Origin of the sequence: Streptomyces sp. NPDC048523, assembly GCF_043199815.1 — a bacterium.
Lineage (GTDB): Bacteria > Actinomycetota > Actinomycetes > Streptomycetales > Streptomycetaceae > Streptomyces.
Genome location: NZ_JBICWQ010000005.1, coordinates 1 through 15165, shown reverse-complemented (window position 1 = coordinate 15165; position 15165 = coordinate 1). Strand labels below are relative to the sequence as shown.

The following is a 15165-nucleotide window of genomic DNA, read 5'->3' as shown; positions in this document are numbered from 1 at the left end:
TGGCATAACCACGCGGCATTCGTAAACCCAGCGTAGTTCGCCGCATCCCAAGCGTTAAGGGGCATTGTTCCGGATGGCGGGATTGTGGTCCGTACTGAAGTACGGGTCCGATACGCGCAGTTGCGTCGTGCTCCCGTTGTGTGGCCGTGCGCCTGTCCGTGCGCTCTTCTCCGGCCACCGGGGGAGCGCTTCCATGGATGCTGCGTGGGTCGGCCCGCTGTACTGGATCCAGTGGGCTGGGGGACACCGCCGCCTACATCCCCGCGGGCGGCGGACCGGCCCGGGGGGCGAAGTGGCGTCTCCCGGGCTGCGCGCCTGTCGTGCGGCGCGCGGACGTGTACGGAGCGTGCGCAAGCCTGCTTCGATGCCGCCGATTTGGCCGAAAATCGACCCCGTTCCTGTGGGCTGTCAGCCCTCCTACCATGGCAGTTGAGGGCGCGTTAGGCGTTTTTGGGGAGCGTATCGGGGGCGCATTCGCGTCGCACTCCCCTTGCCCCGTGCGGGTGTTCGCAGGCGTACGCGGGTGTTCCCGGGGGCGCGTTCCCCGCATCCCAAGCGGCTCCACCGGCCCTCCGGCACGCTTCCTTCATGGCAGCATGGTGACCGGTTCGAACGGTGCACTGGTTGTCCACAGCCTGTGGAGGCGTCGATGCGGTGGTTGGTGGGATGGAGCAGCACCGCCGCGGGCGTGTCCCAGATCGGTGCGGCGGGGGCGACCGGCAGCGACGGCGAGACCGTGCACCCGGTGGGTTCCCACCTGCTGTGGGGTGACCCGGATCCGCTGTGGGCGGTCGGCGACTGGCGCCCCGACGAGGTGCGCGTGCTCACGGTCGACCCGCAGACCCGGATCGCGGTCCTCGGCACCTGCGGAGCCTCCGACGAGCAGCTGCGGATCGGACTGCTCGCCGCGCGCGGAGGGGCACTTCGGCATCTGACGGCCTGGTCGGGGGCGTACACGGCGGTGGTCCAGGTGGGCCGCCGGATCACCGTGGGCGGCGACCTGGCGGGCGCCCGGCCGGTGTTCCACACGCCCTGGGCCGGCGGTACCGCCTACGCGACCGCAGCCCTGCCCCTCGCCGACCTCATCGAGGCCAACCTCGACTTCGGGCACCTCGCCGCGCTGCTCGCCGCCCCCGACGTACCGGCCGCGCTCCACGACTCCACGCCCTACGAGGGCGTACGGCGCATTCCGCCGGGGCACGCCCTGATCCTGCGCAACGGCGCCCGCGAGATCGCCGGCTACGAGCCGGTCGCCTCCCTCGCGGTCGCCGCGCCCACCGCCGACGCGGACAGCGCGGTCGACGCGGTGCGGGACGCGCTCGTCGAGGCCGTGCGGGCCCGGCTGTCCGCGCCCCGGCACGTGCCCGACATCGACCCCGGCCCGGTGCCCGGCATGGGGCCCGCCGAACGCCGTGCCGCGCGCGGGATGCCCGTACCGGGGATCGGGGCCGACCTGTCCGGGGGGCCCGCGTCGGGCACGCTCGCCCTGCTGGCCGCCGGGCTTCCGGGCATGCCGGGGACCGTCCTCGGACACGGCACCGGGGCCGGCGAGCGGCTGCTCGCGGTCACCTTCAACGACCTCGCCGTGGGCGGCCGGGAGGCCGAGCTGGAGCGGGCGGGGACGCTCGCGGCGAACCCCCGGCTGCACCACGTGGTGGTGACCGGTGGCGAGGAGACGCTTCCGTACGCCGAACTGGACGGACCCCTGACCGACGAGCCCGGGCCGTGCCTGGTGACGGCCGCACGGCACCGTGCCCGGCTGGCCGCGGGCAGCGCCGACCACTTCACGGGGTACGGGGCCCGGCAGGTGCTCGACGCGCATCCGGCACGCCTCGCGGACCTGCTGATGGACCGCAAGCGGCGCCATCTGGTCCGGCCGGTGGCCGCCCTGACCAAGGCGGACGGTTCGGTGCTCGTCCCCGCGCGTGTGTACGGCGCCGCGCGGCGACTGGCCCGTACGCCGTACCGGGTCGGTCTGGAGATGCTGGCCGACCGGCTCATGCACCAGCGTTTCGACGAGCCCGGGGGCGCGGTGGGGGCCTCTCTCGCCGCGCTCACCTGGGCCAGACCGGGTCCTGCGGCGCGGTGGCTGACCGGTGAGGCGCTGGCTGAAGTATCGGTTCGCCTGCAGGGGGCCACGCACCGGTCCGGGGTGGGTCCGGGGCAGCATCCCGGCGACTTCCGCGCGCGTGCGGCGCTCGCGCGTTCCGCGTCCGATCTGCGCGTCCTGGAGCAGGCCGTGGAGATTCGCTCCCAGCGGCTGCACGCGCCGTTCCTGGACAACCAGGTGGTGCGGGCCTGCCGGGCCCTGCCCGAGGCGCTGCGGGTCCGGCCGGGGGCCCGTGCGGAGATCCTCCGTACGGTCCTGGAGGGCGCCGGTGTCTCCGACCTCCCGCCGGGCTGGGGCGCCCCGTCCCACGCCTCCACGGCCGCGGCGACCCGTACGGGGCTGCGGGTGGCGGCGGACTCCTTGATGTCCCTGTTCAGCACGCCGCTGCTGGCGCAGGCGGGGCTGGTGGAGGCCCGGGTGGTCCGCAAGGCGCTCCGCGCGGCGGCGGAGGGCGAACCGCTGCCGTTGGACGGGCTGGCGGACCTGGTCTCCCTGGAGCTGTGGCTGGGACGGCTGCTGGCCCGCCGGGGCACGTGCTGGACGGGAACCCCGGCACGCGCGCGTGCGGTGCCGGCGGGGATTCGGCCGCAGCGGGGGGCGTTGGGGGCGGGGGCCTCCGGCGGTTGAGCGGTGTTCGTCCGCGGGCTCGGTGGGGGCGGGCGTTTTTGCGCAGTTCCCCGCGCCCCTGGATGCCTGCGGCGGCCCGCTTGGCTCCGGGGCAGAGGGTGTCCCTCCTGGCGCAGGTGACTGCGACCCCCTAGGGGTGCGGGGAACTGCGCGACCAGCCCCCACGGGCCCGCAGCCGCCCGACAACCTGACCCGGCACCCTGGGTAAAAGGCACAGCCATCCCCCTGAACCCGGTGACAATGAACCGGTGCGGTACAGGATTCTGGGGGTCACCCAGGCAACGGACGACGACGGCACCGTCATACCCCTCGGTGGCCGGCGTCTTCGTGCCCTGCTCGCCGCCCTCGCCCTGCGCCCCGGCCGTGCCGCGAGCGTCGAGACGCTGATCGACGAGGTGTGGGGTGAGGAGCCGCCGCAGGACGCCCCGGCCGCGCTCCAGGCTCTCGTCGGACGGCTGCGTCGTACCGTCGGCAGGGACGCAATCGTGTCCGGCCCGGGTGGGTACCGGCTGGCCGCCGGCGAGGACGACGTGGATCTGTATGTCTTCGAACAGCTCGTACGGCGAGGAACCGCAGCCCTGGCACGCGGCGACGCGCTCACGGCCGGCCGGGAACTCACCGCCGCCCTGGCCCTGTGGCGCGGTGACGCCCTCGCCGACCTCCCCGACCGCACCGCCGCGACCCGCCCCGAGGCCCTGCGCACGGAGGCCATCCGGGCCCGCATCGAGGCGGATCTGCTGCTCGGCCGGGCCCAGGACGTCCTACCGGAGCTGAAGGAGCTGACCGGAGCGCATCCGTACGACGAACCGCTGCACGTTCTGCTCATCCGCGCCCTGCGCGACAGCGGCCGGGGTGCCGATGCCCTCGCCGCCTACGAGCGCGCCCGCCGCGCCCTCGCCGACGGCCTCGGCACCGATCCGGGCCCGCAGTTGCGAGATCTGCACCGCGAGCTGCTCACGGTCCCTCTCACCCACCCCCGCGCCGAACGCACCGGCAACATCCGTCCGCGTCTTACCTCTTTCGTGGGCCGGGAACCCGAGCTCGACGCCATCCGTTCCGAATTGCACAGGGCCCGCCTCGTCACCCTCACCGGACCGGGCGGATCCGGAAAGACCCGTCTCGCCGAGGAAGCCGCCGCCGGGCTCCCGCAGGCGTGGCTCGTCGAGCTCGCCCCGCTCGACCGGCCGGAGGCGGTGCCCGGCGCGGTGGTCAGCGCGCTCGGTCTGCGCGAGACCGTGCTCATGACCACCGAGCTGACGGCCCCGCAGGACGACCCGCTCGGCCTGCTCGTCGAGTACTGCGCCCCGCGCAGCCAACTCCTGATCCTTGACAACTGCGAACATGTCATCGAGGCGGCGGCCCACCTCGCGGAGACCCTCCTCACCCGCTGCCCGGGGCTCACCGTTCTCGCCACCAGCCGTGAACCCCTGGGCGTGCCGGGCGAGTCCGTGCGCCCGGTCGAGCCCCTCCTGCCCGACCAGGCCCACCGTCTCTTCGCCGAGCGCGCCGCCGCCGTCCGCCCCGACACGGACGCCGTGCTCGCCGACAAGGAGGCCGTCGCCGAGATCTGCCGGCGTCTCGACGGGCTGCCCCTCGGTATCGAGCTCGCCGCCGCCCGGCTACGGGTACTGACCCCTCGTCAGATCGCCGACCGGCTCGACGACCGCTTCCGGCTGCTCACTTCCGGCAGTCGTACCGTGCTGCCCCGCCAGCAGACCCTGCGGGCCGTCGTCGACTGGTCCTGGGACCTGCTCGACGAGCCGGAGCGAACCCTGCTGCGCGAGGTGTCGGTGTTCGCGGGCGGCTGGGAGCTGGAGGCGGCGGAGGCGGTGTGCACCGGGCCGGCCGCCGAGCTCCTCGGCGCACTCGTGGACAAGTCCCTGATCGTGGCCACCCCGAGCGAGCGCGACGGCTCGGACGGCATGCGCTACCGCATGCTGGAGACCATCCACGAGTACGCCGTGGAGCGCGCCGCCGAGTGCCCCGAGCTGCGCGCCGCCGCCGAGCTCCGGCACCGCGCGTGGGCGCGTGCCCTCGTCGAGGAGGCGGAACCACAGCTGCGTTCGGCCGGGCAACTCCCGTGGATCTCCCGCCTGGAGACCGAGCTGGACAACATCCGCGCGGCCTTCGACCGCACGCTCGGCGCGGGCGACGAGACGCAGGCCGCTGCTCTCGCGCTCGGCATGGGCTGGTTCTGGTGGCTGCGCAACTACCGCCGCGAGGGCGTGACCTGGGTGGAAGGCGTCCTGCGCCTCGGGGCCGCCCTGGACAGGGGGGCCGCCCTGAAGGACCCGCACCCGACAACGTCCGACCGTGAGGCCGAGGATCCGGTCGACGCATATCTCGCCACCGCGGACACCGAGACGCACCACCCGGCACACCGCCTGCGGATGAACCTGCGCATGCTCCATCTCTTCCTCAAGTCCGAGACAGAGTCCATGGACGGCGACCCGGACCCCCGCCTCCACCGCTATGTGGAACTCGTCCAGAACCACTTCGCGCAGGGCGGCCCCGACGCGGCCCGACTCCCCGGCATCGTCTGGCCCATGATCAGCCTCACGCTGAAGGATCCGGTGGACATCCGCCCCATGATGGACACCTGCGTCGCCCACTGCCGGACCCACGGCGACGGCTGGGCCGTCGCCGTCGCCCTGATGTTCCGCACCCACCTCGTGGTCGACTCCCCGGGCGGCATGGCCGGTGTGGACGACGACCTGGCGGAACTCCGGATGCTGAGCCGCCGCGTGGGCGACCGCTGGCTTCGCGCACAGGTCTGCAGTGCGGCCGGCGAGGCGGCCATGGCCCGCGGCCGCTCGGCCGAGGCCAAGGAGGAGTACGAGGAGTCACTGCGCCTCGCCCACGAGGTGGGGGCGTACGCCGAGACGCCGTTCCTCGTCGCCCGGCTCGCCGAGGTCGCCTACCGCATGGGCGACCGCGCCACCGCGCTGACCACCCTGGACGAGGCGAGCGCCGCCGGCGACCTGTACGGCGTCCCGGAGACCCGGGCGTTCGTCAGGATGATGCGGGCTCACATCGCCCTGGAGGACAAGGACACCGCCCGCGCGCGTGAGTTGGTCGACGCGGTGCGCGAGCAGGTCGGCCAGTCCGCCTCGCCGCCCCAGTTCGCGGTAATGGTGAAGTCGATCGCCGCGATGGTGACGGCCGCCGAGTCGGGCCCGGCCCATGGCCTGCCCCTGGTGGCGGACACCGTCCGGGAGGCGATCGAGAAGCGGTGTTCCGACATGGTCGTGGCGACACTCGTGGACGGCGCGGCGGTCCTGCTCTGCGACCTCGGCGACCTCTCGCGCGCGGTCCGGCTGATCGCCGCCGCCGAGCGGTGGCGCGGCGGCTACCCGCGTCCCCACCCCGAGTGCGTGGAGGTGGAGCGCGCCCAGGCCGACGCCCGTACCGGCCTCGGCCCCGTGCGCTACGCGGCGGAACACGCCCGGGGCACGGCTCTCACCCCGGACGAGGCCCTCGCCGAGCTCGACGAGGTGGCGCGGGCGCGGCGCCTCATGAACACCTGAACCTCGACTCCGCCCAGTCCGCGAGCGTCAGGTCGTCGAAGGGGCTGTGCGGCTCGACCACCAGCCGTACGGTCCTGTGCCCGGCGAGGTTCACATGGACGGGCACGGCCGGGTCACCGCCCTCGACCAGCCCGGACCTCCACAGCCGGACCCCGTCGGCGTACACGGAGAAGGAGACCTTGCCGAGGCCCAGCGTCATGTCGTCGACGCCGGCCATCGCGTCGTAGGAGGAGCAGGTGCGGTTGAGGTCGATCGTGACGGAGGAGCGGCCGTGCACGGTCACGCCGTGGGCGTACGTCCGGTCGGCGATCGAGACGCCGTAGCGCTGCCACACCCAGCTGCTCTCGCCGATCCGCATCTCGGGCTCGCTGCCGTCGCCCGAGACGTTGTAGGCCAGCTCGCTCCACTGGTAGACGGCCGGCGGGGCGGGAGCCGGGGGAGTCGGCGGCGGTGTGGGGGTGGGAGTGGGGGTGGGCTTCGGGGGCGGTGTCGGTTGCGGGGTGGGGGTCGGCGTAGGAGCCGGGGTGCCCTTCGTGGGCGGTGTGGGCGTGGGGGTCGCTGTTGGTGTCGAAGTCGGTGTCGGTGGCGGGGTCGGGGATGCTGCGACCGCCGCGACCGGGACCACCGGGGGGTCGGGCCTGTTCGGGGAAGGCCTGGGCGAGGGGTTGGCCGGTTCGACCACCGGTGCCGATGCCGGCGGCTTGGCATCCGGTTTCCTGGCCGGGCTGTCGTCGCCGATCAGCGCGAGCGCCACCGCGGCGGCGGCCACGGCGACCACACCGGCCGCGATGCCGGCCTTCACCGGTGCGCCGAGCCCCTCCGAGGCCGCGGCGCCGCCTGCGCCCGCCCCGCCCGAGGAGCCCCCGCTCGCCGCGGCGGCCGCGCCCGCGACACCAGCCGCTCCGGCCCCGGCGCCGCCCGCGATGAGCCCGGCGGCCTTGGCGTACCCGGCGGCCCCGAACCAGCCGATGACCGCGATCGGTACGACGGCGGGGATGCCACCGGCGACTTCCTTGATCTGGCCCGCGGCCAGCCGGCACTTGGCGCACTCCTCCAGGTGCTTGCGCAGACCCCGTTCGGCACGGGTCCGCAGCCCGCCACGGGCGTAGGCGCCGAGCCGGTCGGCGTAGCGGGCACACTCCTCGTCGCCGGCGAGGCTCGCGCTGACGTGGGCCTGGAGGTAGGCCTGCTTGAGGCCCTCGCGGGCCCGGCTGGCCAGCACGCGCGTGCCGTTGGCGTCGAGCCCGAAGAGGGTGGCGACCTCGCTCGGCGACTCGTCCTCGACCTCGGTGTGCCACAGCACGGCCTGCCAGCGCTCGGGCAGCGACCGGAAGGCCTGCATGGCCATGGACTGCTCGGCCACGCGCATCGCGTGTACGTCGGCGCCGAGGTCCACGGTGTCGTCGTCGGAGACCTCCGAGGTGCGCGCGGCCTGGGCGGCGAACACCGCGAAGTCGTCGACGAGTTGCTCGCGCTTCGCCGACTTCGTCCAGTCGGCGGCGACGCGGCGGACACTGGTGAGCAGATAGGCGCGTACGGCGTGCTCGGGACCGTGGCCGCGGCGTACGGCCTGGAGGACGCGGGCGAAGACCTCGGCCGTGAGGTCGTCCGCGGTGTGGCCGTCGCGGCAGCAGGTGCGGGCGTAGCGGCGCACCGCGTCCGCGTGGCGCCGGTAGAGCGCCTCGTAGGCCGTGTCGTCGCCGGCGCGCAGCCGCTCGATGAGGCCGGCGTCGGACGGTGGCATCTGCGGGGGCGGCGGCAGGACACCGCCGTCCTCGCGCCGGTCGCGCTGCGCGGGGACGGTGCCCTCGACGGGTTCGCCACCCTGGGCCGGGATGCCACCCTGCGGGATGCCCGCGCGGCCGCCCTGGCCCGGCACCTGCGGGGTGCCTCCGGCTTCCCCGTCACCCTCACCGAGGGGTTCGTTCCGCCCGTCAACGCTCATCGCGGAATGCCCCCGCCGCCGGCCCAACCAGTCCCAACACCGGGTCAGAGTGCCATATTGGCTTTTGGTCAGTGCCCTGCGTGCGGCGCATCCACTCGTCCGTGGGGACTTCCCGCACGGCAGTACTGAGCATCACCGATATGGGGAAGACTCAACTGTCGCGGCCGCCGCGGGAGTTGGATCACGCACTCGGAAGACGCCGGAACGGTACGGGGTGCGGTCGGCAGCCGACCGCACCCCGCTGTCACCCGTTCGAGTCACACCGGTCGGGACCGCAGCCCCTCCAGCAGGATGTCCAGCAACCGCGCCGAGGCCGCCGCCTGCTGCGCCGCGTCCGGCAGCGAGGGTGCCGCGGTCGCGATCACCAGCAGGACGTCCGACACCGACACGTCGGTGCGCAGCGCACCGGCCGCCCGCGCCCGGTCCACGAGCTGGCCCACGACCTCCAGCAGCGCCGCCGCCCCGGCGTCGTCGTCGGCGGCGATCAGCGGGGCCTCCTCCGAGACCAGCCGCAGCTCGCCGGAGCCCGGCGTCGTCCGCTGCTGCGGCACCCGCGTCCCGTCGTAGCCGTCGGACACCTCGTCGGCGACCCCGACGCGCAGCACCTGCGGCGGCAGCAGCCGCCCGGCACCGGACGCGACCGACGTGCGCAGGAAGCGCGACAGTGCCGACCACGGCTCGTCCTCCTGACCGAGCGCCGCCCGTGCCTGGTCGGTCAGCCGGGAGGTCTCCTCCTCGGCTATCCGCCGGACCAGGACGTCCTTGCTCGGGAAGCGCCGGTACACCGTGCCGACACCGACCCGGGCGCGCCGCGCCACGTCCTCCATCGGCGCGCCGTAACCCAGCTCGCCGAAGACCTCGCGCGCCGCGCGCAGTACGTGTTCCAGGTTGCGCTGTGCGTCCACGCGCAGCGGGGCCGAACGCGATCCGTCCCGTCCGTTGCCCGCCGCGCTCATCGCCGAACCCATCGCGCCGCCCATCGCCCCGCCACCGGGTGCGATGGTGGACGCGGTGGACCAATGAGAGTCCTGAATGTGCATAAATAATCCCCCGGTAATGACGTCTCCCCCCGGAGACTCTCCCCGCCATCGAAAGCCGGAGCGTGCGGAACAAGCCCGTTTCGCGAGTCCGCCCGTCGCGGACCCGGAGCGCATCCCCCTACACCCCGTCGACACACGAACATAGTTGAGTGGGGGTCAATTCAGAAGGGGCAGGTTCCGCACGGAGCGCCCCCCGATCGGAGTACGGGTGCCAAACGCCCCGATTGCACCCCCTCCGCCCGCCCGGCGCACACCCATTGACCTGCGAATACTCCGCGCCCTCCGGCGAGGGGGCCCGCCCGGCACACCGACGACTTCCGGTCACACAAATTGTCGAGGCTGTGGACAAACTCAAGCGACGGGTGCGTCATGGGATGGTGAAGGAACGTGCGCGCATTCTGGTTGTCGGCGGTGGCTACGTCGGGATGTACACGGCTCTGCGTCTGCAGCGCAAGCTGAAACGGGAACTCGACCGGGGCGAAGTCGAGATCACCATCGTCGCCCCCGACCCGTACATGACCTATCAACCGTTCCTGCCCGAAGCGGCCGCAGGAAACATCTCCCCACGCCACGTCGTCGTACCGCTGCGCCGCGTCCTCGACCGCTGCCGCGTCGTCGTCGGCGAGGTCACCGCGATCGACCACGCCAAACGCACGGCCTTCGTCACCACCCTCGCCACCGAGGAGGAGCACACGGGCGGCGAGCAGCTGGCGTACCACGAACTCGTCCTCGCCCCGGGTTCCATCGCGCGCACCCTGCCGATCCCCGGACTCGCCGACCACGGCATCGGGTTCAAGACGGTCGAGGAGGCCATCGGCCTGCGCAACCACGTCATCGAACAGATGGACATCGCCTCCTCCACCCGCGACCCCGCGATCCGCGACGCGGCCCTCACCTTCGTCTTCGTCGGCGGCGGCTACGCGGGCGTGGAGGCGCTCGGCGAGCTGGAGGACATGGCCCGCTACACCGCGCGCTACTACCACAACGTCCTCCCCGAGGACATGAAGTGGATCCTCGTCGAGGCCTCCGACCGCATCCTTCCCGAGGTCGGCGAGGACATGGGCCGCTACACGGTCAGCCAACTGCGCCGCCGCAACATCGACGTACGGCTGAACACCCGCCTGGAGTCCTGCGTGGACCGCGTCGCCGTCCTCAGCGACGGCAACCGCTTTCCCACCCGTACGGTCGTGTGGACCGCCGGCGTGAAACCCAGCCCGCTCCTCGCCGCCACCGACCTCCCGCTCAATGAGCGAGGTCGGCTGAAATGCACCCCCCAGCTCACCGTTGAGGGCACCACGCACGCGTGGGCGGCCGGAGACGCGGCCGCCGTCCCCGACGTCACCGCCGAGGAGCCCGGCGCGGAGACCGCCCCCAACGCCCAGCACGCCGTACGCCAGGCGAAGGTCCTCGGCGACAACATCGCGCACGCGCTGCGGGGCGAGCCCCTGGAGACGTACTCCCACAAGTACGTCGGCTCGGTGGCCTCCCTGGGCCTCCACAAGGGTGTCGCGTACGTCTACGGACGCAAACTGAAGGGCTACCCTGCCTGGTTCATGCACCGCGTCTACCACCTCAGCAGGGTCCCCACCTTCAACCGCAAGGCCCGGGTCCTGGCCGAATGGACCCTGTCGGGACTCTTCAAGAGGGAGATCGTCTCTCTCGGTTCACTCGAACATCCCCGAGCGGAGTTCGAACTCGCGGCCGGTGGAAAGCATCCTCACGACCCGACGAACGACCCGAAGGGGTCGTCCTGACCGGACCGAGGAACTCCATGGACCGCCCCGGCGTCTGACCGATGTCGACCGGGTCGGTCACCCTGCCAGACTGGTGCCCGACTTCGGACGGGCAGCCGCCCGCCCCTCGAACCCAGAGGTTTTCCCACCGTGCTGCACCCTCGGGCTGCCGCCCCCAGCCCCCCGGCCGGGCCCGGCGCCGGCCCGAAGACGCCGAAGACGACGACACGAGGCAAGGATTCGTGAACTTCACGCGCTGGAGCGCCCGCCTCCCCGGAACGCAGCGCCGCGCCGCAGCGCGGACCGACGACCTGGTCACCGATGACCGCCTGAGCGAGGGCGCCGTCCCCGCCGCCCGCGCCGAGCAACTGACCGTGCCGGCCCCCGCCGTGGACGAACTGCCCGTACGCGCAGTCCTCGACCGTGTCCCCGCCCTCGTCGCCCTGGTCCACGGCCCCGACCACCGCCTCGCCTACGTCAACGACGCCTACGTGATCGCCTTCGGCCTGCGCCCCATCGGCGAACCGGCCCGCGAAGCCCTCCCGGAGCTCCACGAGCTCGGCCTCCTCCCTCTCCTCGACCAGGTCCTGCGCAGCGGCAAACCGCGCACGGTCAAGTCCCGCAAGGCCCCCGACGGCCGCTCCTACACCTTCACCTGCACTCCGGTGACGGAAGGAAACAGCGGCGGTGGCGGCGGCGGTGTGCTCGTCTTCGCGACCGACGTCACCGACCACGCCGAGGCCGCCGAGCGCCTCAGAGCCAGCGAGCGCCGCCAGCGCGAGACCGCCGTCACCCTCCAGCGCAGCCTGCTCCCCCAGGAACTCGAAGAACCCGACGACCTGCGCGTCGCCGCCACCTACCACCCCGGCGGCACGGAGGCCGCGGTCGGCGGCGACTGGTACGACGTCATCACCCTCGGCGGCGGCCGTACGGCCCTGGTCATCGGCGACGTCATGGGCCGCGGGGTGCGCGCGGCAGCCGTCATGGGCCAACTCCGCACGGCGGTCAGGGCCTACGCCCGCCTGGACCTCCCGCCGCACGAGATCCTCCAGCTCCTGGACGGCCTCGCCATGGAGATCGACGCCAACCAGATCGCCACCTGCGTCTACGCCATCCACGACCCGAACGAGGGCAAGCTGGTCTACGCCTCGGCCGGGCACCTGCCCATCCTGGTCCGCGACGAGAGCGGCGTCGTCCTGCGCGCCGACGAACCCACCGGCCCGCCGCTCGGCACCGGCGGCTGGATGCACGCCTCGGGCTCCATCCCGCTCGGTCCCGGTTCCACGGCCGTCCTGTACACGGACGGCCTGGTCGAACGCCGCAACGAAGACCTCGACGAGGGCATCGCGGCCCTGGAACGCGCCCTGGCCGGCGCCACCGGCACCCCCCAGGTGATGTGCGACCGACTGATCCGCTCGGCCGGCGTCACAGCGGAACACGACGACGACGTGGCCGTCATGGTCCTCCAGCACCCGGCCCACACGGGCCCCGACAGCGAGCTCTTCCGCAACGCCGCGCTGGAACTGCTGGGCGGCGTCGAGGCGGCTCCACGCGCGCGTGCGTTCGCCTCCGGCGTGCTGACGAGCTGGCGGTTCCCGGTCGAGCTGCACGACCTGGGTGTGCTGGCCGTGAGCGAACTGGTCGCCAACTCGCTCCAGCACGGAATCCCGCCCATGCGGCTACGACTGCGCCGCACCGACCGGCGACTGATCGTCGAGGTCACGGACGGGGACGACCACCTGCCCCGGCGCCGACGCGCGGAACCCGGTGACGAGTCCGGCCGCGGGATCGCCATCGTGGCGACCATCGCGTCGAACTGGGGGTCCCGGCGGACGCCGGGGGGCGGAAAGGCGGTGTGGTGCGAGTTCGTGTTGCCGAAGGGCTAGCGCCGTGCAGGTCAGGCGCTGATGGACTCCGGCCGCTTCCCACCCTGGGCCACCACCCGGCTCCGGCTCAGTGACGGCTGGTTCTGTACGGGGGTCAGCTGCCTGCCCAGCCGAACGGCCAGGTACGTGATGCCCAGCGAGAACAGCAGGAACGTCACGATGTACGGCGTGTGCAGCGAGGCTCCCATCGGGCCGCCGACCGCCGGACCGACGGCCAGGGCGAGCTGCTTCACCAGGGCGAAGGCGGAGTTGTACTGGCCCGCCATCCCCTCCGGCGCCAGATCGGCGACCAGCGGCGCCACCGTCGGCGACAGCATCGCCTCGCCCAGTCCGAACAAGGCGTACGTCGAGACGAAGGCGGCCGTGGCCATCTCCGGGCTGCCGTGTCCGAGCCCGGCGTAGCCGGCGGTGACCCATGCCACGGCCCAGATGAGTCCGACCAGGGCGATCACCCGGGACCGCCGCCGCCGCTCGACGAACCTCAGCACGGCGAACTGCGCGACCACGATCATCGCGGTATTGGCGGCCAGAGCAGTGCCCAGCGCGGACGTGGAGATACCGGCCGCCTCTACGCCGTACGCGCTCAGGCCCGACTCGAACTGTCCGTAGCAGGCGAAGAACAGCACGAAGCCCAGCACGCACAGCTGCACCATGGCCCGGTTGCCGAGCAACTGCTTCCAGCTGCCCTTGGCGGACCGGGTGGGCGCGGCCTCCATGCGCGGCGCGTGCGGCAGCCGCAGGGTCGCCATCACGACCACCAGCAGCAGGAACATCGCCGCCTCGATCGCGAACAGCACAGTGAAGGACGCCGCGCTCGACGTGTCGACGAGGTGCCCGCCGATGAGACCGCCGACGCCGAGCCCGAGGTTCTGCAGGAAGAACTGCGTCGCGAAGGCCCGCGACCGGGTCTCCGAGGTGGAGCAGTCCACGATCATCGTCGCCAGCGCCGGCTGCATCACGGCCTGGCCCGCCCCGAGCGCGGCCGCGGACAGCAGCACGGTGGAGGCGTGGCCCGCGAGCCCGAGGCTCAGCGATCCGACCGCGGCCGTCACCAGAGCGGTGAGCAGCACCGGCAGCGGGCCCCGTCCGACGATGGCCCGTCCGGCGAACGGCAGCACGATCAACGCCGCCACGGCGAAGACAGCGAGGACCAGCCCCGCCGTCATGGCCCCAAGGCCCCGCACCTGCGCCACATAGACGTACAGGTAGGGGACGGTGAAACCGAGCCCGAACGCGCTGAGCGCGTTGCCCACGTGGATCCGACGCATCGCTGCGCCCCTCGCCCTGGTCACGTTCACCTCTCTCACTAGTTAGGAGTGAAGACTTCAAAGCTAAAGTTCGAAGTTGAAGAGTACATACTGAAGGACTTCGAGGCAAAGCAGCTGCGTGCCATACTTCGGCCATGGCCGAGACTCCCGGCGCCCCCGAGCCGACGCTCGAAGAGCAGATCGCCGCCTACCAGCGCGAGTTCAAGGACCTCGACCCCCAGGTCGAGCAGATCGTCTCGGCGCTCTCCCGGCTGAACCGCCGTATGAACGTCGCCTACGGCCGTCAGACCGCCGCCCTCGGCATCAGCAACGCCGAGTGGGAGGTCCTCAAGGCGCTCGTGCTCTCCGGGTCCCCCTATCAGTTGGGCCCCAGCGACCTCGCCAAGCGCCTCGGCCTCACGCCGGCGGCGATGACCCACCGGATCGACCGCATGCTCGCCGAGGGACTGGTGACCCGGGAGCGGGACGAGTCCAACCGCGTGCGGGTGATCGTGGAGCTGACCGCCGAGGGCCGCGAGAAGTGGCTGGACGCGATGCGCCTCGCCACGGTCTTCGAGGAGGACCTGCTCCAGGACCTGTCCGCGGAGGAGCGCAACACCCTCGGGGACGTTCTCACCCGGCTCCTGCGTAGGGTGGAGCACGCACAGCCGGACGCCGGCGGGCGACTCAGCGACCTCGACTGAAAAGATCTTGACAGAGGGTGCTTGACAGCCCCCTGGCGGATCCGTAGAGTTCTTCGGGTTGCCACGGGGCCGTAACGGTTCTGCGGTAGCGCCTCCGCCGCGAGAGCGGCCACTCAAACCATCAGAACGATCTCCCAGCCGGGATGAATTCGGTGTGCCCGAATTCAATTCGATTTGGGTGCGGCTCCTCGATTTGGGACCGCAGCGAGAGTCCGCTAAGGTTTGCGACGTCGGAACGGCCCAACAGCCAGGAAGACAAGCCCCCTGACTGGGAATCAGGCCCGAAAGGATCTGATAGAGTCGGAACCGCCGGAAAGGGAAACGCGAGAGCGGGAACCTGGAAAGC

The 15165-nt window shown here is 72.4% G+C and carries 8 protein-coding genes; 5 read left to right on the top strand and 3 right to left on the bottom strand.

Annotation, left to right across the window (positions count from 1 at the left end):
* Nucleotides 1–649 precede the first annotated feature (649 nt).
* Both ACGFWE_RS25580 and ACGFWE_RS25575 read left to right on the top strand, forming a co-directional pair.
* Complete coding sequence (locus ACGFWE_RS25580) at nucleotides 650–2737, top strand: asparagine synthase-related protein (protein ID WP_352391812.1); 2088 nt, start codon at nucleotides 650–652, stop codon at nucleotides 2735–2737.
* Nucleotides 2738–2985: 248 nt separating this feature from the next.
* Nucleotides 2986–6264, top strand: a complete 3279-nt coding sequence (locus tag ACGFWE_RS25575) for a BTAD domain-containing putative transcriptional regulator (RefSeq protein ID WP_393602011.1) — start codon at nucleotides 2986–2988, stop codon at nucleotides 6262–6264.
* On the opposite strand, the gene ACGFWE_RS25570 is transcribed toward ACGFWE_RS25575, so the two are convergent.
* Both ACGFWE_RS25570 and ACGFWE_RS25565 read right to left on the bottom strand, forming a co-directional pair.
* The gene (locus ACGFWE_RS25570) at nucleotides 6251–8209 is read right to left on the bottom strand and encodes a sigma-70 family RNA polymerase sigma factor (protein WP_393602009.1); all 1959 of its coding nucleotides are present in this window, start codon (nucleotides 8207–8209) and stop codon (nucleotides 6251–6253) included. The genes ACGFWE_RS25575 and ACGFWE_RS25570 overlap by 14 nt on opposite strands.
* Nucleotides 8210–8466: 257 nt before the next feature.
* Nucleotides 8467–9249: a helix-turn-helix domain-containing protein gene (locus tag ACGFWE_RS25565; protein ID WP_352391809.1), complete on the bottom strand. Its 783-nt coding sequence runs from the start codon at nucleotides 9247–9249 to the stop codon at nucleotides 8467–8469.
* Between the two features lie 374 nt (nucleotides 9250–9623).
* Here ACGFWE_RS25565 and ACGFWE_RS25560 point away from each other — a divergent pair, with 374 nt between their 5' ends.
* Nucleotides 9624–11003: an NAD(P)/FAD-dependent oxidoreductase gene (locus ACGFWE_RS25560; protein WP_352391808.1), complete on the top strand. Its 1380-nt coding sequence runs from the start codon at nucleotides 9624–9626 to the stop codon at nucleotides 11001–11003.
* Nucleotides 11004–11224: 221 nt separating this feature from the next.
* Nucleotides 11225–12868 (top strand): SpoIIE family protein phosphatase, encoded by a 1644-nt coding sequence (locus tag ACGFWE_RS25555; RefSeq protein WP_352391807.1) that lies wholly within the window; start codon nucleotides 11225–11227, stop codon nucleotides 12866–12868.
* Nucleotides 12869–12879: 11 nt separating this feature from the next.
* Here ACGFWE_RS25555 and ACGFWE_RS25550 read toward each other — a convergent pair whose 3' ends face one another.
* Nucleotides 12880–14136, bottom strand: a complete 1257-nt coding sequence (locus tag ACGFWE_RS25550) for an MFS transporter (protein ID WP_393602006.1) — start codon at nucleotides 14134–14136, stop codon at nucleotides 12880–12882.
* A 134-nt stretch (nucleotides 14137–14270) separates the two neighbouring features.
* On the opposite strand from ACGFWE_RS25550, the gene ACGFWE_RS25545 reads away from it, so the two are divergent.
* Entirely contained in the window at nucleotides 14271–14819 is a 549-nt protein-coding gene (locus ACGFWE_RS25545) for a MarR family transcriptional regulator (RefSeq protein WP_352391805.1), read from the top strand.
* Nucleotides 14820–15165: the final 346 nt, after the last annotated feature.

Excerpts from the sequence above, each read along its gene's own strand:
- ACGFWE_RS25580 (WP_352391812.1), top strand. The coding sequence starts at position 650 with ATGCGGTGGTTGGTGGGATGGAGCAGCACCGCCGCGGGCGTGTCCCAG.
- ACGFWE_RS25570 (WP_393602009.1), bottom strand. The coding sequence starts at position 8,209 with ATGAGCGTTGACGGGCGGAACGAACCCCTCGGTGAGGGTGACGGGGAA.
- ACGFWE_RS25565 (WP_352391809.1), bottom strand. The coding sequence starts at position 9,249 with ATGCACATTCAGGACTCTCATTGGTCCACCGCGTCCACCATCGCACCC.
- ACGFWE_RS25560 (WP_352391808.1), top strand. The coding sequence starts at position 9,624 with ATGGTGAAGGAACGTGCGCGCATTCTGGTTGTCGGCGGTGGCTACGTC.
- ACGFWE_RS25550 (WP_393602006.1), bottom strand. The coding sequence starts at position 14,136 with ATGCGTCGGATCCACGTGGGCAACGCGCTCAGCGCGTTCGGGCTCGGT.
- ACGFWE_RS25545 (WP_352391805.1), top strand. The coding sequence starts at position 14,271 with ATGGCCGAGACTCCCGGCGCCCCCGAGCCGACGCTCGAAGAGCAGATC.